20 protein-coding genes are annotated in these 20,629 nt (G+C 68.7%); 11 read left to right on the top strand and 9 right to left on the bottom strand.

The genetic code is table 11. The features are described 5' to 3' along the window. Positions 1-26: 26 nt before the first annotated feature. Positions 27-515: a hypothetical protein gene (locus nbrcactino_RS16070; protein WP_161928480.1), complete on the bottom strand. Its 489-nt coding sequence runs from the start codon at positions 513-515 to the stop codon at positions 27-29. A gap of 206 nt (positions 516-721) precedes the next feature. On the opposite strand from nbrcactino_RS16070, the gene nbrcactino_RS16075 reads away from it, so the two are divergent. Further along, entirely contained in the window at positions 722-964 is a 243-nt protein-coding gene (locus nbrcactino_RS16075; protein WP_161928481.1) for a hypothetical protein, read from the top strand. On the opposite strand, the gene nbrcactino_RS16080 is transcribed toward nbrcactino_RS16075, so the two are convergent. Continuing rightward, the gene (locus nbrcactino_RS16080) at positions 888-2,153 is read right to left on the bottom strand and encodes an alanine racemase (protein ID WP_161928482.1); all 1,266 of its coding nucleotides are present in this window, start codon (positions 2,151-2,153) and stop codon (positions 888-890) included. The two genes, nbrcactino_RS16075 and nbrcactino_RS16080, sit on opposite strands and share 77 nt — an antisense overlap. A 117-nt stretch (positions 2,154-2,270) precedes the next feature. On the opposite strand from nbrcactino_RS16080, the gene nbrcactino_RS16085 reads away from it, so the two are divergent. The 6 genes from nbrcactino_RS16085 (at position 2,271) to nbrcactino_RS16110 (ending at position 10,011) form a co-directional block, all read left to right on the top strand. Further along, positions 2,271-2,564: a hypothetical protein gene (locus nbrcactino_RS16085; RefSeq protein WP_161928483.1), complete on the top strand. Its 294-nt coding sequence runs from the start codon at positions 2,271-2,273 to the stop codon at positions 2,562-2,564. Between the two features lie 144 nt (positions 2,565-2,708). Further along, positions 2,709-4,166 carry a class I adenylate-forming enzyme family protein gene (locus nbrcactino_RS16090; protein WP_161928584.1) on the top strand — a complete coding sequence of 486 codons (1,458 nt, stop codon included), beginning with the start codon at positions 2,709-2,711 and terminating at the stop codon, positions 4,164-4,166. A gap of 89 nt (positions 4,167-4,255) precedes the next feature. Next, positions 4,256-6,046, top strand: a complete 1,791-nt coding sequence (locus nbrcactino_RS16095) for a DUF3556 domain-containing protein (RefSeq protein WP_161928484.1) — start codon at positions 4,256-4,258, stop codon at positions 6,044-6,046. Positions 6,047-6,051: 5 nt separating this feature from the next. Continuing rightward, positions 6,052-7,479, top strand: a complete 1,428-nt coding sequence (locus nbrcactino_RS16100; RefSeq protein WP_161928485.1) for a phytoene desaturase family protein — start codon at positions 6,052-6,054, stop codon at positions 7,477-7,479. Between the two features lie 4 nt (positions 7,480-7,483). Next, positions 7,484-8,755, top strand: coding sequence for a PucR family transcriptional regulator (locus tag nbrcactino_RS16105; protein WP_161928486.1), 1,272 nt, complete (start codon positions 7,484-7,486; stop codon positions 8,753-8,755). Positions 8,756-8,847: 92 nt separating this feature from the next. After that, on the top strand, positions 8,848-10,011 hold the full coding sequence (locus nbrcactino_RS16110) for a globin domain-containing protein (protein WP_161928487.1): 1,164 nt from the start codon (positions 8,848-8,850) through the stop codon (positions 10,009-10,011). A 6-nt stretch (positions 10,012-10,017) separates the two neighbouring features. Here the strand turns inward: nbrcactino_RS16110 and nbrcactino_RS16115 are convergent, their stop codons facing one another. The 6 genes from nbrcactino_RS16115 to nbrcactino_RS16140 form a co-directional block, all read right to left on the bottom strand. After that, complete coding sequence (locus tag nbrcactino_RS16115) at positions 10,018-11,193, bottom strand: hypothetical protein (protein ID WP_161928488.1); 1,176 nt, start codon at positions 11,191-11,193, stop codon at positions 10,018-10,020. Positions 11,194-11,232: 39 nt separating this feature from the next. Then, positions 11,233-11,637, bottom strand: a complete 405-nt coding sequence (locus nbrcactino_RS16120) for a heat shock protein transcriptional repressor HspR (protein ID WP_161928489.1) — start codon at positions 11,635-11,637, stop codon at positions 11,233-11,235. A 3-nt stretch (positions 11,638-11,640) separates the two neighbouring features. Continuing rightward, positions 11,641-12,849, bottom strand: a complete 1,209-nt coding sequence (dnaJ, locus tag nbrcactino_RS16125; protein ID WP_161928490.1) for a molecular chaperone DnaJ — start codon at positions 12,847-12,849, stop codon at positions 11,641-11,643. A 56-nt stretch (positions 12,850-12,905) separates the two neighbouring features. Further along, positions 12,906-13,481: a nucleotide exchange factor GrpE gene (gene grpE / locus nbrcactino_RS16130; RefSeq protein ID WP_161928491.1), complete on the bottom strand. Its 576-nt coding sequence runs from the start codon at positions 13,479-13,481 to the stop codon at positions 12,906-12,908. Then, positions 13,478-15,322 carry a molecular chaperone DnaK gene (dnaK, locus tag nbrcactino_RS16135; protein ID WP_161928492.1) on the bottom strand — a complete coding sequence of 615 codons (1,845 nt, stop codon included), beginning with the start codon at positions 15,320-15,322 and terminating at the stop codon, positions 13,478-13,480. Before dnaK ends, grpE begins: the two co-directional genes overlap by 4 nt. A 226-nt stretch (positions 15,323-15,548) precedes the next feature. Continuing rightward, positions 15,549-16,343, bottom strand: a complete 795-nt coding sequence (locus tag nbrcactino_RS16140) for a crotonase/enoyl-CoA hydratase family protein (protein WP_161928493.1) — start codon at positions 16,341-16,343, stop codon at positions 15,549-15,551. Between the two features lie 71 nt (positions 16,344-16,414). On the opposite strand from nbrcactino_RS16140, the gene nbrcactino_RS16145 reads away from it, so the two are divergent. The 4 genes from nbrcactino_RS16145 (at position 16,415) to nbrcactino_RS16160 (ending at position 20,123) form a co-directional block, all read left to right on the top strand. Continuing rightward, positions 16,415-18,169: an acyl-CoA dehydrogenase family protein gene (locus tag nbrcactino_RS16145; protein WP_161928494.1), complete on the top strand. Its 1,755-nt coding sequence runs from the start codon at positions 16,415-16,417 to the stop codon at positions 18,167-18,169. Positions 18,170-18,236: 67 nt separating this feature from the next. Next, entirely contained in the window at positions 18,237-18,641 is a 405-nt protein-coding gene (locus nbrcactino_RS16150) for a DUF5709 domain-containing protein (protein ID WP_161928495.1), read from the top strand. Positions 18,642-18,703: 62 nt separating this feature from the next. After that, positions 18,704-19,447, top strand: a complete 744-nt coding sequence (locus tag nbrcactino_RS16155; RefSeq protein WP_161928496.1) for a FadR/GntR family transcriptional regulator — start codon at positions 18,704-18,706, stop codon at positions 19,445-19,447. Next, a complete protein-coding gene (locus tag nbrcactino_RS16160; RefSeq protein WP_161928497.1) occupies positions 19,437-20,123 on the top strand; it encodes a sterol desaturase family protein in 687 nt (228 codons plus the stop codon). Before nbrcactino_RS16155 ends, nbrcactino_RS16160 begins: the two co-directional genes overlap by 11 nt. A 5-nt stretch (positions 20,124-20,128) precedes the next feature. Here the strand turns inward: nbrcactino_RS16160 and nbrcactino_RS16165 are convergent, their stop codons facing one another. Beyond that, on the bottom strand, positions 20,129-20,536 hold the full coding sequence (locus tag nbrcactino_RS16165) for an Rv0361 family membrane protein (protein ID WP_161928498.1): 408 nt from the start codon (positions 20,534-20,536) through the stop codon (positions 20,129-20,131). Positions 20,537-20,629 lie beyond the last annotated feature (93 nt).

The raw sequence follows: 20,629 nt of genomic DNA on the forward strand, positions 1-20,629 counted from the left end.
TAAGTGGCAGATTCCAGCGCCAACCCCTAGCGCACGGTGATGACCGTCGAGCAGTTCGGGGCCGGGATGGACCACAGCGCGTTGCTGTTGACCGCGTTGAGCGTCAGCCGGACCGGGCCGCGGCCGAGGTGCGACGTGCGGATCGCGATCTGGTGGGTGCCGACGTAGGGCGGCGACACATTCCGGTTGGAGAACCGGACCCCACGCTGACCGGTGCGCAGGTTGTGGAAGTCCAGCCGCATGCGCGAGTTGTAACCCGCCCCCACCCACACACTGCTGAACTCGGTGATGAGGTAGGTGGTGCCCGCATACTCCGACACGATCACGCGTGTCGGGTTGTACGGCAGGTCGACGACGTTGGGGCTGATCTGGGTACAACCGCCCAACGGGTAGACCCGGGACGCCTGCGCCGCACCGGCCCCGGTGGCCACGGCAACGCCGGCCGCGGCGACAACCGCCACGGCGGCCGCGGCCACCCGGGTGCGAACGCTATGGGCAATCGGTTTCGTGTTCATCAGTCCTCCAGGTTCCGACGACTTCAGTCATTTCGGACCCTACGACGAGCACACCGCCCTGAGAACCCCTCCCAAGGACCCTCACAGGGGGCTACCAGCCCCTGTCGAGCAGGGGACCGCGGTCCATTTGAACAATCATTGATTTCTTGGGAAGTTCCCAGGTGAAACGCCTATCGGTGGTTGGAGATGCCGGTTACCGTCAAGCCATGGCACGTGTCCGAATCGGTCTTCTCCCTCTCGGTGCCGCCACCCTGGCCGCCACCTCGACCCTGCTGGTGAGCACGACGGCCGCCGCGGCTCCCCCCGAGGTCGGACAACCGTGTGCCGGCGCAGAGATCGGCCGCAAGGTCACCGACAGCAAGGGTCGGACGATCATGTGCAACAACTACCGCTGGCAGATCTATCAGGGTCAGCGCCCGAGCCACCCCTGGGCCGACAACCAGCGCTAACCGCCGACTGGGCCCTCATTTCCGCCGACTGGGCCCTCATTTCCGCCGACTGGGCCCTCATTTCCGTCGACTGGGCCCTAGGTCCGGACGAAGTGGGTCGCCCACTCGTCGACGATCCGCCCGTCGGCGTCGACGACCGCCACCACCGGCCAGCGGTCAAACGCCCCACAGGGGTGCGAGATCCCCAGGTCCACCAGATCCCCGACGGCCAGTTCCCCTCCGCCAGGCGCACCACCGCGTGGTGGTCGTAGAGTGCCGCGACCGTGCCCCGGCACCGTTTGCGCTGTGTCGCGCGCGCATCGAAGGCCCCCAGGACGGTCGGCAGGTCCGCGTCATGCGGCACATCGCGCTTGCCCGCCCCGACGACCACCACCCCCGACTCGGGCGTCGACAGCACCTCCGCGCGGACCGTCACCGCCGGCACCAACCCCGCGATCGGCGAAACCCGTTGGTAGAGGCCGTGATCGTGCACGATGTAGCAGCCCGACCGCAGGGTCACCACCGCGCCCGGCACCGCGCGCACCGGCGCCGCCGCGGCCACCACCCGATCGGGGAAGGTTGATCCGCCCGCGGTGAACACCGGGCGCTCGGTTTCGAACATGGTGACCAGCTCGACGAAGACGTCGGCGGCACGGCGCAGATGGTCGTCGACGACGGCCAGCGCCGACGCCTCGCGCGACGTCGCTTCCGGGCCCACCGCCTCGTAGGCCGACACCCCGACCAGCCTCAGCGCGCGCGACGCCCGGATCCGCTGAGCCAGCGTCGACGCGGCCCGCCCGTCGCGGACACCGGTCCGTCCGCCCCTCCGGCCGATATCGATCAACACGTCGGTGATCACCCCCGCCTCGCGGGCCGCGGATTCCGCCAGCACCACCCCGCGTTCAGAGTCGACGAGAATCATCACCTCCGCGTCGAGTCGCCAGATCCGTTGCAGGGCAATGGGATTGACCATCTGGTTGGCGACGAGGATCCGGCGGCACCCCCACGAGGCAGCGACCGCAGCCTGGTCGGCGGTGGCCACGGTGACCGCCGCCGCACCGGCCGCGAGCTGCCTCTCGACGATCGGCCGGCACATCGTCGTCTTGATATGCGGCCACAGCTCGACGCCGTTGGCGCTGCACCACTTCGCCATCGTCGCAACGTTCGACGCCAACTGCGGCAGCGCAATCCTCATCTGCGGAAAGGTCACCGAGTCAGTGTGTCACCCGCCACCGAGACAAACCTATGCGTGAGTCCTTATATGTGCGATGCTGGTCATGTCCGAGTTGTCCGACGAAGTACGACCCGACCCTGCAAGGAACCCACCATGAGCACACATACCGAGCACACCGGCCACGACCACGTCCACGGCGAGGGCTGCGGCCACGTCGCCATCCCCCACGGCGACCACGTCGACTACGTCCACGACGGCCACATCCACCGGGCCCACAACGGCCACTTCGACGAGTGCGAGGCCGCCGACCACGTCGAGCACTCCGGCCACGACCACGTCCACGGCGAGGGCTGCGGCCACGTCGCCATCCCCCACGGCGACCACGTCGACTACCTGCACGACGGGCATCGCCACGCCGCCCACGCCGGGCACTACGACGAGCACTGATCGAAACCACACCCCCCAACAACGGCCGTGTTTGTGCTCCAAGCACAAGCACGGCCGATAAATTCATCGAGGCAGACCGTAGACCAGGGCATTGTGCCGCAATAGTGTCGTGCATCACAGACCTATTAGGAAGTGATGCACACCATGCCCGACATCGAGTACTTCGCCTGGAACCTCACCGACCGCGGTGACGCCCCCTGCGTACGCGACGATGCCGCCTCGCTGACCTACCGCCAGTTCGCCGCCCGCGCCGACGCCGTTGCCGCCCAGTTCGCCGCCCTCGGGCTGACCCGCGGACAGGTGGTGGCGATCTGGCTGCCCAACCGCGTCGAACTCCTCGTCGCGATGACCGCGGCCTGGCGCCTGGGTGCGATCGCCACCCCGGTCAACCCGCAGTTCCTCGCCCGGGAGGCCAAGCGCCAGATCGACGACTGCGACGCCGCCATTGTCGTCGCCGAACGGGAGACCCCCGAACTCGGCCGCACCACGCTCCTCGTCGACGATCTGGCCCTCGAAGCCGACCCGGCATGGCAGCCGCCCGCGCAACCCGCCCCCGACGACACCGCGCTGCTGATCTACACCTCCGGCTCCACCGGCGTCCCCAAGGGCGTCCGACTCGCCCACCAGAACCTGCAGTACATGGGCGAGGCGATCGGGAAGAACTCCGACCTGTCGGCCACCGACCACGCGCTGCTCATCCTCCCGCTGTTCCACGTCAATGCGATCGCCGTCAGTTTCCTGGCGCCCATCATCGCCGGCGGGCAACTCTCGATCACCGGCCAGTTCTCGGTGTCGCGCTTCTTCGACGACGTGGCCCGGCTGCGCCCCACCTATTTCTCCGCGGTCCCCACCATCTACGCGCTGCTGGTGTCGAACATGCCCGCCGACGCCGACCTGTCGTCGCTGCGGTTCGCGATCTGCGGCGCGGCCCCGATCTCCCGCGAACTGCTCGCCCACGCCGAAAAGACGCTCGGCGTACCGATTCTCGAGGGTTACGGCCTGACCGAGGGAACGTGCGCGTCCGCCTGCAACCCGCTGCACGGCGAGCGCAAGCCCGGCACCGTCGGCCCCGCCCTGCCCGGACAAACCATCGCCATTGCCGGCCCGGACGGTGACCACCTCCCCGCCGGCGAACCCGGCGAGGTGATCATCACCGGGCCGAGCGTGATGCAGGGCTACCTCAACCTGCCCACCGCGACCGCCGCGACGATCCGCGACGGCTGGCTGCGCACCGGTGACATCGGCGTCCTCGACGAGGACGGTTACCTCACCCTGGTGGACCGGGTCAAAGACATGATCATCCGCGGCGGCGAGAACATCTATCCCAAAGAGATCGAGAACGCGCTCGCCGAACACCCCGCCGTCCTCGAGGCCGCCGTCGTCGGGCGCCCCCACGACCTGTACGGCGAAGTACCCATCGCCTACGTGGTCAACTACCCCGACGCCGAGGTCACCGGCGAAGAACTCCTCGACCACCTGTCGAGCCGATTGACCCGGACCAAGCTCCCGGTGTCGGTCACCGTTGTCGACGAACTGCCCCGTAACCCGGTGGGCAAGATCGACAAACCCACCCTGCGCGACCAAGCCCGCGCACCCATCTGACGGCGCACGACCGCCAACCCGCCCACGACAGGGGACGTGCATCCGGCACGCACCCCTGGGCAACCCATCCCGAAAGAGGAGTAACCGCCATGGGATTCAAAGAAGGCGTCTTGCCCGACGTCGATCCGGCCACCTTCATGGACCGGCCATACCTGGAGCGCATCAAGATCACGTCGCGTTTCTGGGCCGAGAACGGGTTCGGCACACCCAAGATGCTGCCGGTGATCTACATCGTCAAGGTGCTGGTGCTGTTCGTCGGCGCGGGTGTCGCCATCGCGACGCTGACCAGCGGATTCGGCATGTTCGACATCGGCACCTGGTGGAACCAGCCGATCGTCTACCAGAAGCTGGTCATGTGGCTGGTCCTCCTGGAGGCCCTCGGCCTGGCCGGGTCGTGGGGTCCGCTCGCCGGCCACTTCGCACCGATGACGAGCGGCTTCAAATGCTGGTTGCGCCCGGAGACGATCCGGCTCCCACCATGGCCGGACAAGGTCCCGTTCACCAAGGGTGACCGGCGCACCCTGTTCGACGTGGCCGTCTACGCCGCCGTCATCGTCCTCACCTTGGTCACGCTGTTCGCCCCGCGGGTGACCGGCACCGACGTCCACGCCAGCTTCGCCGGCTACGACCTGGTCAACCCGGTCCTGTTCTGGCCCGTGCTGATCGCCCTGGCGATCCTCGGCCTGCGCGACAAGGTCGCCTTCATCGCCACCCGGCCCGAGCAGTACATGCCCGCCATGGTCATCTTCGGTCTGGCCGGCTACCTGGGCCTGGTCGACATGATCATCGCCCTGAAGATGCTCATCGTCGTCGTCTGGATCGGCGCCGGCGTCTCCAAGATCGGCCGCCATTTCGGCAAGGTCATCCCGCCGATGATCTCCAACACGCCGTGGATCCCGGGCAAGGCGCTCAAGCGCGTGAGCTACCGGAACTTCCCGGAAGACCTGCGTCCGTCCGGCTTCGCCCACTTCATGGGCCACGGTCTGGGCACGCTCGTGGAGATCGCGACGCCGCTGGTGCTGCTGTTCACGACGAACAAAACGGTCGCACTCCTGGCGGTCATCCTGATGGTCGGCTTCCACATGTTCATCCTGTCGACGTTCCCGCTGGCCGTGCCGTTGGAGTGGAACGCCCTGTTCGCCTTCGCCGCGGTGTTCCTGTTCCTCGGCTTCCCGAACGCCGACGGCTACTGGATCCTGGGCGACGTCACGCACGTCGGAGCGATCATCGCGATCGCCGCCGCGCTGCTGTTCTTCCCGATCCTGGGCAACCTGCGACCCGACCTGGTCTCGTTCCTGCCCTCGATGCGGCAGTACGCGGGCAACTGGGCCTCGGCCCAGTGGGCGATCACCCCGGCCGCCGAGGCGAAGCTGGAGGAGCACGTGGTCCGGCCGTCGCCGAACATCATCACCCAGCTGCAGAAGGCCGGCTACCCGGCCGACGTCGCCGAGGTCGTGCTGTCGTTGACCACCGGCTGGCGGTCGATGCACAGCCAGGGCCCCGGCCTGGTCTCGGTGCTGCTCAACGAGATCGGCGACCGGGAGCACGACTACCGGTTCCGCGAGGCGGAGTTCGCCTGCAACTCGCTCGTGGCGTTCAACTTCGGCGACGGTCACTTCCACAACGAGGACCTGATCCGGGCGCTGCAGAGCCGGTGCCAGTTCAAGCCGGGTGAGTTCCTGGTGGCGTGGGTAGAATCCCAACCAATCCACCGGGACTACCAGGAGTACAAGTTGATCGATGCAGCCCTCGGCGTCATCGAGCGCGGCACCTGGAAAGTGGCCGACTCGGCGAACTCCCAACCGTGGCTGCCCGACGGGCCGGTGCCGCGGACGGTCACCTGGCGCAGCGGCGACGTTCCCAGCCGGGTGACGGGGTAACAACGGTGACCACCGCAACCGTGGTCGGCGGCGGGCCCAACGGGCTCGCCGCCGCCCTGCACCTGGCCCGCAACGGCGTCTCGGTCACGGTCCTGGAGGCCAAGCCCACCGTCGGCGGCGGTGCCCGCTCCGGCGAGGCCGGATACCCGGGCCTGATCAACGACTACTGTTCGGCGGTCCACCCGTTGGGCATCGGCTCGCCGTTCTGGAAGGCGGTCGACCTCGAACGGTTCGGCCTGCGCTGGTGTTGGCCGGAGATCGACTGCGCGCACCCGCTCGACGACGGGCGCGCCGGTGTCCTCTACCAGTCGGTCGAGCAGACCGCGGCCGGCATGGGCGTCGACGGGAAGCGGTGGCGGCGGCTGGTCGGTGACCTCGCCGCACATTTCGACGACCTCGCCCAGGATCTGCTGGGCCCGGTCATCGGCATCCCCAGCCACCCGTTCCGGCTGGCGTCGTTCGGACCGCGCGCCGTCCTGCCTGCCGCCGTGGTCGGCCGCTACCTGCGCACCGACACCGCCCGCGCGCTGTACGGCGGTGCGGCCGCGCACGCGTTCACCCGATTCGACCGCCCGCTGACCGCATCGTTGGGCCTGATGGTGTTGGCCGGCGGACACCGCTACGGGTGGGTCGTCGCGCAGGGCGGGTCCGGCTCGATCACCGATGCCCTCGTCGACGCGCTGGGCGACTACGACGTCACCATCGCGACGGATGCCATTGTTCGCAGCCGCGCCGACATCCCCGACTCCGACACCGTCTTGCTCGACTTGAGCCCGGCCCAGGTACTCGACCTCTACGGTGACGACCTGCCCGGCCGGGTGGCCCGCGCCTACCGCAAGTTCCGGGTGGGGTCGAGCGCCTTCAAGGTCGACTTCGCCATCGACGGCGACGTGCCGTGGACCAACCCCGACTGCCGACGGGCCGGCACCGTCCACCTCGGCGGCACCTTCGACGAGATCGCCGCCACCGAACGCGAGCGGATCGCCGGCAACCTCGTCGAGCGCCCGTTCGTCCTTGTCGGCCAGCAATACCTGGCCGATCCGTCCCGGTCGAACGGCGGCATCAACCCCCTGTGGTCCTACGCCCACGTCCCCCGGGGATTCGACGGGGATGCCACCGAGTTGGTGATCGGGCAAATCGAACGGTTCGCGCCGGGCTTCCGCGACATCATCGTCCACGCGCAGTCCGCCAACGCCTCGGAGCTACAGGCCTACAACCCGAACTACGCCTACGGCGACATCATCGGCGGCGCCAACGACGGGCTGCAGATGGTGTTGCGCCCGCGGTTCGGCCTCGACCCGTACGCCACCGGGATCGATGGGGTGTACCTGTGTTCCCAGTCGACGCCCCCCGGCGCCGGCATCCACGGCATGTGCGGCTTCAACGCCGCGCAACGGGCACTCAAGCACCTCGGCCTCCCCCAGCAGGTCTGACCGGATGCCGTCGAGCCCACGACAACCGCCGCCGGCGCCGCCCGAGGTCGTCGCCGTCGTCGCGCAGTTGGGCGAGAAGCTGCAGGCCCGCGAGGACGAGATCGTCGACGCGATGTCCGCGACGATGGCTCGCGAAATCGCCGACCTGTTGTCGACCGACCCGGTGCTGCGCGAAATGCTGTGGGAGAGCGTCGATTCCAACGTCTCGACAATTCTCTACGGCCTGGCCAGCTCGGTACCGATGAGTCACCTGCAACCGCCGACGGCGGCGGTGGAGTACGCACGTCGACTGGCTCAGCGCGGGATACCGCCCAACGCGCTGGTCCGGGCCTACCACATGGGCGAACACGAAGTGCACCTGTTGTTCTACAGCTTGGTCGAGGAGATGAACCTCTCCCAATCGCTGTCGATCGCGGTGCTGCGACACGCCTCTTCCCTGGTCTACGAGTACATCGACTGGATCACCCAGTACGTCTTCGACGTCTACGAGCGCGAGCGCAACGTCTGGTTGGGCACCGCGGGCAACATCAACTCGGCCCTGATCCACGGACTCTTGCGCGACCCGCGGTCAGGTACCGCGACCTTCGAGGCACAGACCGGCTACCGGCTCGACCAGTTCCACCTCGGCGCGGTGTTGTGGACCGACAGCGACAACCCGGTGACCCCGGCCGCGCTGGCCGCGGTGACCACCGACCTCGCCCGTGCGGTGGCCGCCCCCGCCCCGCCGATCTCCACCGCGGTCGACCAGGAGACCCTGTGGGCCTGGGTGCCGCTGGGGCCCCGGCCGCCGCATCACGACCTCGAGTCGGTGCGTACCGCCCTCGCCCTGCCGGCCGACCTGCGGATCGGACTGGGGCTGCCGTCGGCGGGGGCCCACGGGTTCGTCCGAACCCACGAGCAGGCGCTGGCCGCCTTCGACGTGGCGACCATGCAGCACTCGCCGACGTCGAACGTCACCGGGTTCGGCGACCGGGGAATAGCGTTGACCTCGCTGCTGGCGACCAACCTCGACTCGACCCGGGCGTGGGTCGGCGAGGTGCTCGGCTCGTTGGCCGACGACACCGACTCCGCCGCGGTCCTGCGCACCACGCTGCGCACCTTCTTCGCCACCGGCGAAAGCCACCTGCGCACCGCGGAGCGACTCAACCTGCACCGCAACACCGTCAAATACCGCGTGGACAAGGCGCTGGCCGGCCGGCGCAACCACGACCGCCTCGACATCGCCCTGGCCCTGCAGGTCTGCGAGTTCCTCGGCCCCGCCGTCCTGCGCAGCTGAGATTCACGCGTGTGAACCCGGTGTTCACCAGGATCCGGCGACTTCCGGCGTAAAATCTGACAGTCAGCCCCGCACGATGGAGAGGAGCCTCCGTGGTCGACGACACCCCCGGCGCGTTGACCCGGCTGCGCGATCTCGTGCGGGCCGATCCGGGCCGCTTCACCAACTCCTTCTTCACCCGTTTGTTCGCCCTCGACCCGACGGCGCGGGAGCTGTTCCCCGCCTCGCTGGGCCATGTGCGCCACGGCTTCTACCGGGTGATCGACCTGGTGTTGGAGGTGACGCCCACCTCGTCGGGCCACGCCGAACTCATCGACCTGTTGGCCCAGCTCGGACGCGATCACCGCAAGTACGGCGTCACCGGCCACCACTACGATCTGGCGCGCACCGCACTCGTCGCGGAGTTTGCCTCGCTGCTGGGCCCCGCGTGGACCCGGCCGGTCGCGACGGCGGTGGACCAAACCGTCGCGCTGATCACCGGGGTCATGAGCCAGGCCGCCGACCGTGACACCGGACCCGCCGTGACGCGGGCCCGGGTCACCGAGAAGTTCCAGATCGGCCGCGAGCACGCAGTCATCCGGCTGCTCGCCGAGCGGCCGCTGACCTACCTGCCGGGACAGTTCGTGGAGGTGCAGATCCCGCAGTGGCCGCGCGAGTGGCGGATGCTCTCCCCGTCGATTCCGGCCAACCCGGCCGGCGAGGTCGAGTTCCATGTCCGCGCCATCGAGGGCGGCACCGTGAGCAAGTCCATCGTCGTGGAAACCCACGTCGACGACGAGTGGGCGATCGCCCAGCACCACGGCACGATGCGCGTCGAGCCCACCACCCCCACGACCATGGTCGCCGGTGGGACCGGGATCGCCCCGTTGCGGTCCATCCTGTTGGACATGTGTACCCAGGTGACCAACCCGCCGGTCCACCTCTACTACGGGGCACGCCACCCCGGTGAGCTCTATGAACTGCCGAATCTCCAGCGGATGGCATCGATGAATCCCTGGCTGCAGATCACCGCGGTGACCGAGAAGCGCGACGACCCGTGGTGGCTGCCGTCGATCGCGCCGCCCACCGAACTCGGTTTCCCGCACATGATCGGCACGCTGGCCGATGCGGTGATCCACGACGCCCGGTCGGTGCCCGACCACTGGGAGGACCGCGACGTCCTCGTCGCCGGATCACCGCAGATGATCGAGGTGACCAGGCGCAAACTCCTCATCGTCGGCGCCCGGGCAAGCCGGATCCAGCACGACGAGGTCTGAGGAGGGTCAGTACTCCTCGTCCTCGGTCCCCGGTTCGGCCTGCTCGGTGACCGTGGTGGTCTGGGTGACCGTGCTGGGCGGACGGGTGGTGGTGCGGGTGACGGTCCGCGTCGGCGGCGTCACCGTCCGCGTGCGCACCGTCTCGTTGTTCTGCGTCTCGGTCTCGGTATGGGTGACGGTCCGCGTCTGGGTGGTGACCGAAATGGTCGTCACGCCGACGACCCGCTGCGCGGTGCCGGTGGAGAACAACACGGCCGCGATCGCCCCGCCCAGGATGAGGAAGCCCGCGGCGGCCGTGCCGCCGATCAGCCACCACCGGCGCCGGTTGCGCGGGTCGACCGCTGCGGCACCGGTCGGTGCCACCCCAGCGGTGGACGCGCTCGTCTCGGTCGCCGCCAACCCGACCACCTGGGTGGGCCGGTCGTCGTAGGCATAGGCGGGGGTCGCGGGCTGGGATCGTGCGACGTTGCCGGTCCACGCGCGCGGACCACCGGTGCCGGCCAGCTCGGCCGCCGCCCCGGCGATGGCGAACTTGGGTTGGGCGGCCACCACGACGGGTCGGCCCAAAGCCGTTTCAAAGGCGGAGTGTACGCCCGGCACGTCGGCACCGGTCCCGGTGAACACCACGCGGGTGATGGCCTCGCTGCCGGGGATCGCCGAAATCGCGTCGGCAACGTTGGCCGCCCCGCTCGGATCGAGCACGGCACTCGGCTCGTCGTACCCGGGCTGCCAGGACGAGCGGCCGGTGATGACGCCCGAACGCGGGTCGACGGTGATGATCGGGATACCCGCGGTGGGCGCGGTGTACTCGTCGAGGTTGACCACCGCCACCGACCCGGTATCGGCCCGGTCGGCCGACAAGGCCGGATCGGTGCGCGCCAACTGGACCATCGCCGAGTCGAGCGCGTCGACGGTGACCGTGGCGAACCAGTCCGGTCGGCCCGGCGCCGGCGCGAATGCCGCGCGCAGCCCCTCGACCGTCTCGGGGTCGCCGGCCACCAGACCGATTCGCGTCGCCTCGAAAGGCGCCGACGAAACCAGGTCGACGATGGTGCCGGCAATCGCGCCCGGCGCCACGTCGGACAGAACGACCGAATTGGTGGCGACCACCGCATCCGCGTCGTCGCGGACGACCGAGGCGATCTGCCCGTCGACAACGGCGATGCCCATGACATGTCCCACGGCAGGTTCTCCTCGTAGCTCAGCCCCTGAGGGACATTATCAGGACGAGCGACGACCCCGACGAGGTTGCCAGACCACCAGGGCGGTGGTTGCCGGCGCCGGGACGACTTCGCCGCCGCGTCGGCCCGCGGCATCGAGCTTGGCCCGCAGTTCATCGACCTCGCGGCTCAACTCGATGATCCGCTTGATCCCCGCGAGATTGACGCCCTCCTCCTGGGACAAGCGCTGGATCTCGCGAAGTAATTCGACGTCGCCCGACGTGTAGCGACGCCCCCCACCACTGGTGCGTGCGGGTGTGACCAGACCCAGCCGGTCATAGGTGCGCAGGGTTTGGGCGTGCATGCCGGAGAGTTCGGCGGCCACCGAAATCACATAGGTGGCGCGCTCGTCGCCCCGCCCCCGGTCTGACGATCCGGGGTCGGGGCTCCTGCGTGCGGCAGCCATGACTCACTTGCCCCATCCGGCGCGCGGGTCGTAGCCGGCGGCCTTCTCCGCCTCGGCATAGGCCTTCAACGCCTCGGTCGCCTTGTCGTCGAGCGACTTCGGGACCGCCACCTTCACGGTGACGAGCAGGTCGCCGGCCCCACCGGCCCGTTTCGGCACCCCCCGACCGCGCACGCGCAGCGTGCGGCCGTCGGCGGTGTTCGCCGGGATCTTGACCCCGACCGATCCGTCGAGGGTCGGCACCGACACGGTCGCGCCGAGCACCAGTTCCGAGAAGCTCACCGGCAGTTCGACCTTGAGGTCGTTGCCGCTGCGGGTGAACAACTTGTCCCCGGTGACGTGCACGGTCACGTACAGGTCGCCCGACGGGGCGCCGCGCATACCGGCTTCGCCCTGGCCGGCCAACCGGATCCGTTGACCGTCTTCGACACCCACCGGGATCCGCACGTTGATGTTGCGCGGCCGTACCTGCACGCCGTTGCCCGAGCAATCCGGGCACGGGCTCTCGATGATCGACCCGGTGCCCTGGCAGTCGCGGCACGGCTCGCTGAATCCGAACGCGCCCTGGTTGCGGCTGACGAAGCCCGACCCGTTGCAGCGACCGCACACGCGCGGGCTGGTGCCCGGCTTGGCTCCACTGCCGTGGCAGGTCGTGCACGGCGACGGGCTGGTGACCCGCATGCTGACCGTCGTGCCCTGCGCGGCGTCGCGGAACGTCAGCGTCGTCTCGGTTTCCAGGTCCTGTCCGCGGCGTGGCCGGGTGGTCGTCCCGCGGCCCGAGGAGCGGGTCCCCCCGCCGCCACCGCCGCCGCCGAACATCCCGCCGAGGATGTCACCCAGACCACCGCCGGCGTCGCCGCCGAACAAATCGTCGAGGTTGAAATCCCCGCCGGTGGTGTAGGTCGTGCCACCGCCACCGCTACCGCCGCCGAAGCCGCCCGGGAACCCGTTGCCGCCGCGGAAGCGGCCACCGGCGAACATCGCCCGGGTCTCGTCGTACTCCTTCTTCTTCTCCGGATCGGAGAGCACGCTGTTCGCCTCGGAGACGCGCTTGAAGCGCTCCTCGGCTGCCGTGTCCCCGGGGTTCTTGTCCGGGTGAAGCTCGTTGGCCAACTTGCGATACGCCTTGCGGATATCGTTGGCCGACGCATCGGAGGAGACGCCGAGCTCTTTGTAGAAATCCTTTTCCAGCCATTCACGCTGTGGGGCCATCCGACGTCACCTCCTTGTCGTTTCGTTCATCTGGCCGGTAATGGTGCGTTCCGCCTTTACTCCCCGGCGTCGGGCGCACCGGCCCCGGCGCCATCGGTCACGGTGACCATGGCATGCCGGACGACGCGGTCGCCGACGCGGTAGCCGACGCGGTAGACCGCACCGAGGACCGGGTTGTCCCCGGAGCCGTCGTTCTGCACGGCCTCGTGGAGTTCCGGGTCGAACGGATCGCCGGGCGCGCCAAAACCGGCGAGCCCCTGCGCGGTGAGGGTGGCGATCAGTTTGTCCGCCAGCGCGCGAAGCGGCCCGGACTCCAGATCGCCGTGCTCGCGCGCCCGGTCGAGATCGTCGAGGATCGGCAGTAGCTGCTCGATGACGAGCTGCTTGCCCAGCGACACCTTCGACGCCATCTCCTCGTCGGAGCGGCGCTTGTAGTTGGTGAACTGGGCCCGTTCCCGCTGCAGGGCCGCGGTGAGTTCGGCGACCTGGTCGTTCTGGTCGCCGCCCGCCGCGGAACCGCCGGCGGGAGCCTGGTCACCGCCCGCGGCGGGGGCCTGTGCCCCCGCCGCGGCGGCGCCGGTCGCCTCGTCCGGTTCCGTGCCGCCGGCGGCGGCATCGAAGGGCTCGGTCACTTGTTCTCGCCCTCGCCCTCGTCCACGACCTCGGCGTCGACGACATCGTCGTCACCGGCGTCGGCCGGGGCATCCCCGGCACCGGCGGACTCGGCCGCGCTGGCCGCGTAGATCGCCTGGCCGAGTTCCTGCGACACCGACGAGAGGTTCTCGATGGCCGTCTTGATGGTCGCGGTGTCGTTGCCGTCGAGAGCCTTCTTGGCCTCGTCGATCGCACCTTCAACCTTGCTCTTGACGTCGGCCGGAACCTTGTCGTCGTTCTCGGCGAGGAACTTCTGCGTCTGGTTGACCAGCGACTCCGCCTGGTTGCGGGTCTCGGCCTCTTCGCGGCGCTTGCGGTCCTCCTCGGCGTGGGCCTCGGCATCCTTGACCATCCGGTCGATCTCCTCCTTGGAGAGTCCCGAACCGTCCTGGATGCGGATGCTGTTCTCCTTGCCGGTGCCCTTGTCCTTCGCGGTGACGTGCACGATGCCGTTGGCGTCGATGTCGAAGGTCACCTCGATCTGCGGGACACCCTGCGGTGCCGGCGCGATGCCGCCCAGTTCGAAGCTGCCGAGCAGCTTGTTGTGCGACGCGATCTCGCGCTCACCCTGGTAGACCTGGATCTGCACCGACGGCTGGTTGTCCTCGGCGGTCGTGTAGGTCTCGCTCCGCTTGGTGGGGATCGTGGTGTTGCGCTCGATCAGCTTGTGCATGACGCCGCCCTTGGTCTCGATGCCGAGGCTCAGCGGGGTCACGTCCAGCAGCAGCACGTCCTTGACCTCGCCGCGCAGCACACCGGCCTGCAGCGCCGCGCCGACCGCGACGACCTCGTCGGGGTTGACGCCCTTGTTGGGCTCCTGGCCGCCGGTCAGCTCCTTGACGAGCTCGGTGACCGCGGGCATGCGGGTCGAGCCGCCGACGAGCACGACGTGATCGATGTCGCCGACCGAGATCCCGGCGTCTTTGATGACCGCCTGGAACGGGGTGCGGGTGCGCTCCAGCAGATCGTTGGTGATCTTCTGGAATTCGCTGCGGGAGAGCTGCTCGTCGAGGAACAGCGGGTTCTTCTCGGCGTCGACGGTGATGTAGGGCAGGTTGATCGACGTGCTCTGCGACGCGGAGAGTTCGATCTTCGCCTTCTCGGCCGCCTCACGCAGGCGCTGCATGGCCATCTTGTCCTTGGTCAGGTCGATGCCGTGCTGCGCCTTGAACTTGTCGACGAGCCAGTCGACGATGCGCTGATCCCAGTCGTCACCACCGAGGTTGTTGTCGCCGGACGTGGCGCGGACCTCGACGACGCCGTCGCCGATTTCCAGCAGCGAGACGTCGAAGGTACCGCCACCGAGGTCGAAGACCAGGATAGTCTGTTCCTTCTCGCCCTTGTCCAAGCCGTAGGCCAGGGCCGCGGCGGTCGGCTCGTTGACGATGCGCAGCACGTTGAGGCCGGCGATCTGGCCGGCTTCCTTGGTGGCCTGGCGCTGGGCGTCGTTGAAGTAGGCCGGCACCGTGATGACGGCGTCGCTGACGTCCTCACCGAGGTAGGCCTCGGCGTCGCGCTTGAGCTTCATCAGCGTGCGCGCGCTGATCTCCTGCGGGGTGTAGTCCTTGTCGTCGATCTTCACCGACCAGTCGCCCTCGCCCATGTGGCGCTTGACCGAGCGGATGGTGCGGTCGACGTTGGTGACCGCCTGGTTCTTGGCCGGCTGGCCGACGAGAACCTCGCCGTTGCGCGCGAACGCGACGACCGACGGCGTGGTGCGCGAACCTTCGGCGTTCGCGATGACGACGGGCTCGCCGCCTTCCAATACGGAGACCACCGAGTTGGTGGTTCCGAGGTCGATTCCGACAGCACGAGACATATGTGCGTTCCTCCTGTTGATGTGGTGGACGGCCGTCGGCCACCCACCGGGTCTAAGTCTTGGGTTCTGACAAACCTCAGCGCTTCCGACTCAAGTTCTAGTCGCCGACGCCCTGTCGGTCAAGACTAGTTGAGCCTTCTTCACTCAAGTTTCGATTGGTTCAACGGCGGGATCCGCGGTTCCATTCCCCGATTCCGAAAAAAGTTGAGCGGGTCCCGCGCAGCCCCTACAGCTCCCGCTCGACGAACTCCGGCACGGTCCGCGCGATCCCCGCCTTGCGGGCGATCGCCGAGTTCTTCCCGCGCAGCAGGCGGACCTGCAGCGCCTGCTCGACCGGGAACGACAGTCGCGAGCCGTTGTACCAAGTGTTTTCAAACAGCGCCTTGGACGCCGCAACGGCGTCGGGCGACCGGGTCTTGATCGCGTCGATCAGCTCGGTCGCGGCCGCCATCGGGTCGTCGCCGACCGAACTGACCAACCCCCAGGCCAGCCCCTGATCGGCGCCGAACACCTCACCGGTCATCGTCAGCCGCTTGGCGACGTCGATGCCGGTCAGCTGCGCGATGCTCGCCGACAGCGACATATCCGGGATCAACCCCCACTTCGCCTCGAGGATGGACAGGTCGGCGTCGGGGGCGGCGAACCGGAAGTCGGCACCGAGCGCGATCTGCAGCCCGGCGCCGTAGCAGTGGCCGTGGACCACGGCGATCACCGGGACGGGCACGGTGCGCCACGCCCAGGCGCAGGCCTGGAAGGTGTTGGCCGCCGACGACCGCTTGGGCAGCAGGGCGCGCATGATGCGCCCGCGCTGCGGGCCGACCGAGGCGAAGTCGAGCCCGGAGCAGAAGGACGGCCCCTCGCCGGAGAGGACGACCGCCCGCAGGGAGCGGTCTTCGGCGGCCCGGTCGGCCGCGCGGGCCAGATCCTCGATCATGTCGAGGGTCAGCCCGTTGTGCTTGTCGGGACGGTTCAGCCGAACGTGGGCGACGTCGTCGTGGACCGCGTAGTCGATGTTGCTCATGGCGCCACGCTATCCCGCCGATTTCATCGGCGGCACCGCACCGCCTGCGACGACGGGTAGGTTGAGACACCATGACCGACGTCGAGCGCCAGTTGTTCAACCCGCACACTTACGACCCCCAGCATTTCGACGAACCGACGCGGCGCCTGCTGCGCGCCACCATCGACTGGTTCGAGGGCCAGGGCAAGCGCAAGATCGTCGCCGCGGAAGTCGCCTCGGACTGGCCGGCCGAGTTCGTCGAGTTCGTGAAGCGGGAGAAGCTGTTCGCCTCCTTCCTCACGCCGGCCGCCTATGGCGGCGGGGACCCGGCGAAACGCTGGGACGGTGCCCGCAACCACGCCCTCTCGGAGATCCTCGGCTTCTACGGCATGGCGTACTGGTACACCGAACAGGTCACCATCCTGGGCCTGGGGCCGATCTGGCAGAGCGCGAACGAGAAGGCGAAGTTGCGCGCCGCCGCCGATCTCGACGACGGCGAGCTGATGGCTTTCGGCTTGTCCGAGCGCGAGCACGGCGCCGACGTCTACCAGACCGACATGGTGCTCACCCCGGCCGACGAGGCCGACCGCGCTGACGGCATCGCCTACCGCGCGAACGGCGAGAAGTACTACATCGGCAACGGCAACGTCGCCAGCATGGTCTCGGTCTTCGGCCGGTTCGCCGAGCAGCCCGGCGAGGACGCCGGCAGCGCGTACACCTTCTTCGTGGCCGACAGCCGCCGACCGGAGTACGAACTCATCGACAACGTCGTCCACATGCAGTCCTACGTCTCCACCTTCCGCCTGCACGACTACCCGGTGCGCGAAGAAGACATCCTGCACACCGGCGTGGAGGCGTTCGCCGCGGCGCTCAACACCGTCAACGTCGGCAAGTTCAACCTGTGCAGCGGCGCGATCGGCATGTCCGAGCACGCCTTCTACGAGGCGATCACCCACGCCGACAACCGGATCCTCTACGGCAACCGGGTCACCGACTTCTCCCACGTGCGCGCCAACTTCGTCGAGGCCTACGCCCGCATCATCGCGATGAAGCTGTTCAGCCAGCGCAGCGTCGACTACTTCCGCAGCGCCAGCCTCGACGACCGGCGCTACCTGCTGTTCAACCCGCTGACCAAGGCCAAGGTCACGATGGAGGGCGAGACGGTGGTGCGGCTACTGCACGACGTGATCGCCGCCAAGGGGTATGAGAAGGACACGATGTTCCGGCACTTCTCCATCATCATCGGCGCCTACCCGCGCTTGGAGGGTACGGTGCACGTGAACGTCGGCCTCGTCCTCAAGTTCATGCCGAACTACATCTTCAACCCGACGGACTACCCGGAGATCGGGACCAGGCTCGACGCCGCGGACGACGAATTCTTCTTCCACCAGGGCCCCACCCGCGGCGCCGGCAAGGTGCAGTTCGCCGATTGGAAGCCGGTGTACGAGAAGCACTCTCGCATCGCCAACGTCGAAACCTTCTACGGCCAGGCACTCAAGTTCGCCGAGTTCCTCACCACCGCGGCGCCCGACGCCGAGCAGCAGGAGGACCTGGACTTCCTCCTGACCGTCGGCCAGCTCTTCTCCCTCATCGTCTACGGCCAGCTCATCCTGGAACAGGCCGAGCTCACCGGGCACGACGACGACACCGTCGCGCAGGTCTTCGACACGATCATCCGCGACTTCTCGTCGTATGCCGTCGACCTGCTCGGCAAGCCGTCGGCGACGCCGGCCCAACAGGACTGGGCGCGCAGCGCCATTGCGGCGCCGACCCCCGATCCGGCGCGGTTCGACCGCGTCTGGCGCCAGGTCCAGGCCTACAACGGCGCCTACGAGATGAACGCCTAGCGGTGCCCGCGAGGGGTTCACACCGCAACCGGCGGCACGGACCCTGGATCGCCGATACGCTCGAGCCATGAGCGATGAGTCCGACGTCGACGGCGACTACACCGGCGACCAGTTGCAGCCCGACGACATGCTGGCCGACGAGGAGTTGGACGACGTCCTCGACCGGGGCTACTCGCCGCCGGACCATCCGCCGCACGACTACGAGAAGGGCGACTTCGAGCACGAGTCGCTCGACGAGCGGTTGGCCGAGGAGGAACCCGAGGACACCGCGGATCCGGACAACGATCTGGATTCCGACGCGGACTTCCCGTCGTCGGACGAGGTCGGCGGTACCCGGGCCGGGCGCCTGGTCGGCCCGGAGGACGACATCCTGTCCGACGACTACGAGCAGATGTTGGCCACCGACGTCGGCGTCGACGGGGCGGGCGCGTCGGCCGAAGAGGCGGCCGTGCACATCATCGAGGACGAGTAATCGCCAGACCGCAACTGGTCTGACCACTTGACAGGAAGACCATCTGGGCGCATTCTTGCGCCGTGACCTTCCAACCCGTCGTCCGACGCTCGGTCTCCGAGGACGTGTACGACCAGATCGCCGCCCGGGTGGTCAGCGGCTCGCTGCCCGCCGGCGACCCGCTGCCCAGCGAACGCGACCTGGCCGCCGCACTCGGGGTCTCCCGCCCCGCGGTGCGTGAGGCACTGCAGCGGCTCGACGCCTCGGGGCTCGTCCACATCCGCCAGGGCGGCGCGACGACGGTCCGCGACATCCGCCGCGACGGCGGCCTCGACGTGCTCCCGCTGCTGTTGGTCGCCGACGGCGGTCTCGACCTGGGCGTGGCGCGGTCGGTGGTGGAAGCCCGCGCGGACATCGCGCCCATCGTGGCCGGACTCGCCGCGGCACGGATGACCGGCGCGGCCCTCGACGCGGTGGCCGACCAGGTCGGGCGGATCGCCGCCGAGCGCGACCCGCTGAACCTGCAACGACTGGCGCTGCAGTTCTGGGACCTTGTCGTCGACGGGGCCGACTCCCTCGCCTACCGCCTGATGTTCAACAGTCTGCGCGCCGCCTACGAGCCCGCCCTGCCCGCGCTGTCGGCGGTGATGGCCGGCGAAGTCGGCCAGGTTGACGCCTACCGGACGCTGCTCGCGGCGCTGCGCGACCACGACCCGACTGCCGCCCGGCGCGCCGCCGACGATCTGCTCGCGCCGAGCACCTCAGCCCTGCTGGCCGTGTTTACCGCGGCCCAGTCCCCCAGCTCTGGAGGAACCGATGTCCACTGATCACGCCACCGCCCCCGCCAAAACCCGTCGGAAGCGGCCCACAATCACCACGCTGCGCGCCGCGTTCATCGAATTCTGGCGCCACCCGTCGCCGTGGATGATCGCGGTGCCGTTGGTCGGCGCCGCGGCCACGCGGCTCGCGCTGGGCGACTGGCAGTGGACCGACGCCCTCGTCGTGGCGGTCCTGCTGGCGGTGTCGCCGCTGGTCGAATGGCTCATCCACGTCGGCATCCTGCATTGGCGGCCGCGCCAGCTCGGCGGCATCACCATCGACTGGGTCCTCCCCCGCGACCACCGTCGCCACCACCGCGACCCCCGCGACATCCCGCTCATCTTCATCCCCTGGCCGGTGCTCGTCGGGCTGTTGCCCGTCCTGACCGTCCTCGGCCTGTTCGCCTTCCCGCGGCTGGCACTGGGCATGACCTTCCTGCTGACCGTGACGGCCTTCCTGATGTTCTACGAGTGGACGCACTACCTGATCCACACCGATTACAAGCCCCGTCACCGCCCCTACCGCGCGGTGTACCGCAACCATCGGTTCCACCACTTCAAGAACGAGCACTACTGGTACACGGTGACGAGTTCGGGCACCGCCGACCGTCTGCTCGGCACCTACCCCGACCCGACACAGGTGACGACCTCGAAAACGGCCAAGAATCTCCACGGGTCCACCTGAGTCCGCTACGGCGCGCCGCAGACCTTCCAGGCGCCGCCCTCCTTGCGCAGACCGAGGTTCCGCGTCGCGCCCGACCCGGTGAACCGCAAGGTGGCGCTGGCGGTATCGCCGTCGACCCGGACGTCGGCCACCTCGAAGCGCCGTCGCGGAGCTGCCGTGTCGGCACTGCCCGGCTTCGTCGGACCCGCCGCGTCCCGAAATGCCGTCGCCCGTTCCGTGCACATCATCCCCGCGGCCGCACTCACGTCGTCGCGCTCGATCGCGTCGGCGAACGCGTAGGTCGCCGTGGTGATCTCGTCACGGTCGGACGTGTGGAACACGAGGAACAATCCGACGGCGACCGACGCCACGACCACGAGCAGTACCACCGGCAAACCCACCACCAACCACATCCGGCGCTTCCGCGTCGCCACTGGCGGGATGGCCCCCGGTTGCGGCGGGTAGAAACCCGGAGCCTGCTGCGGTGGCCCGAACTGGGGCGGACCAAACGAGGGCGGACCAAACGA

Source organism: Gordonia crocea (assembly GCF_009932435.1).
Classification (GTDB): Bacteria; Actinomycetota; Actinomycetes; order Mycobacteriales; family Mycobacteriaceae; genus Gordonia; species Gordonia crocea.

Excerpts from the sequence above, each read along its gene's own strand:
- nbrcactino_RS16150 (WP_161928495.1), top strand. The coding sequence starts at position 18,237 with ATGAGCGATGAGTCCGACGTCGACGGCGACTACACCGGCGACCAGTTG.
- nbrcactino_RS16145 (WP_161928494.1), top strand. The coding sequence starts at position 16,415 with ATGACCGACGTCGAGCGCCAGTTGTTCAACCCGCACACTTACGACCCC.
- nbrcactino_RS16090 (WP_161928584.1), top strand. The coding sequence starts at position 2,709 with ATGCCCGACATCGAGTACTTCGCCTGGAACCTCACCGACCGCGGTGAC.
- nbrcactino_RS16160 (WP_161928497.1), top strand. The coding sequence starts at position 19,437 with ATGTCCACTGATCACGCCACCGCCCCCGCCAAAACCCGTCGGAAGCGG.
- nbrcactino_RS16105 (WP_161928486.1), top strand. The coding sequence starts at position 7,484 with ATGCCGTCGAGCCCACGACAACCGCCGCCGGCGCCGCCCGAGGTCGTC.
- nbrcactino_RS16075 (WP_161928481.1), top strand. The coding sequence starts at position 722 with ATGGCACGTGTCCGAATCGGTCTTCTCCCTCTCGGTGCCGCCACCCTG.
- dnaJ (WP_161928490.1), bottom strand. The coding sequence starts at position 12,849 with ATGGCCCCACAGCGTGAATGGCTGGAAAAGGATTTCTACAAAGAGCTC.
- nbrcactino_RS16120 (WP_161928489.1), bottom strand. The coding sequence starts at position 11,637 with ATGGCTGCCGCACGCAGGAGCCCCGACCCCGGATCGTCAGACCGGGGG.
- dnaK (WP_161928492.1), bottom strand. The coding sequence starts at position 15,322 with ATGTCTCGTGCTGTCGGAATCGACCTCGGAACCACCAACTCGGTGGTC.
- nbrcactino_RS16095 (WP_161928484.1), top strand. The coding sequence starts at position 4,256 with ATGGGATTCAAAGAAGGCGTCTTGCCCGACGTCGATCCGGCCACCTTC.
- nbrcactino_RS16085 (WP_161928483.1), top strand. The coding sequence starts at position 2,271 with ATGAGCACACATACCGAGCACACCGGCCACGACCACGTCCACGGCGAG.
- nbrcactino_RS16070 (WP_161928480.1), bottom strand. The coding sequence starts at position 515 with ATGAACACGAAACCGATTGCCCATAGCGTTCGCACCCGGGTGGCCGCG.
- nbrcactino_RS16140 (WP_161928493.1), bottom strand. The coding sequence starts at position 16,343 with ATGAGCAACATCGACTACGCGGTCCACGACGACGTCGCCCACGTTCGG.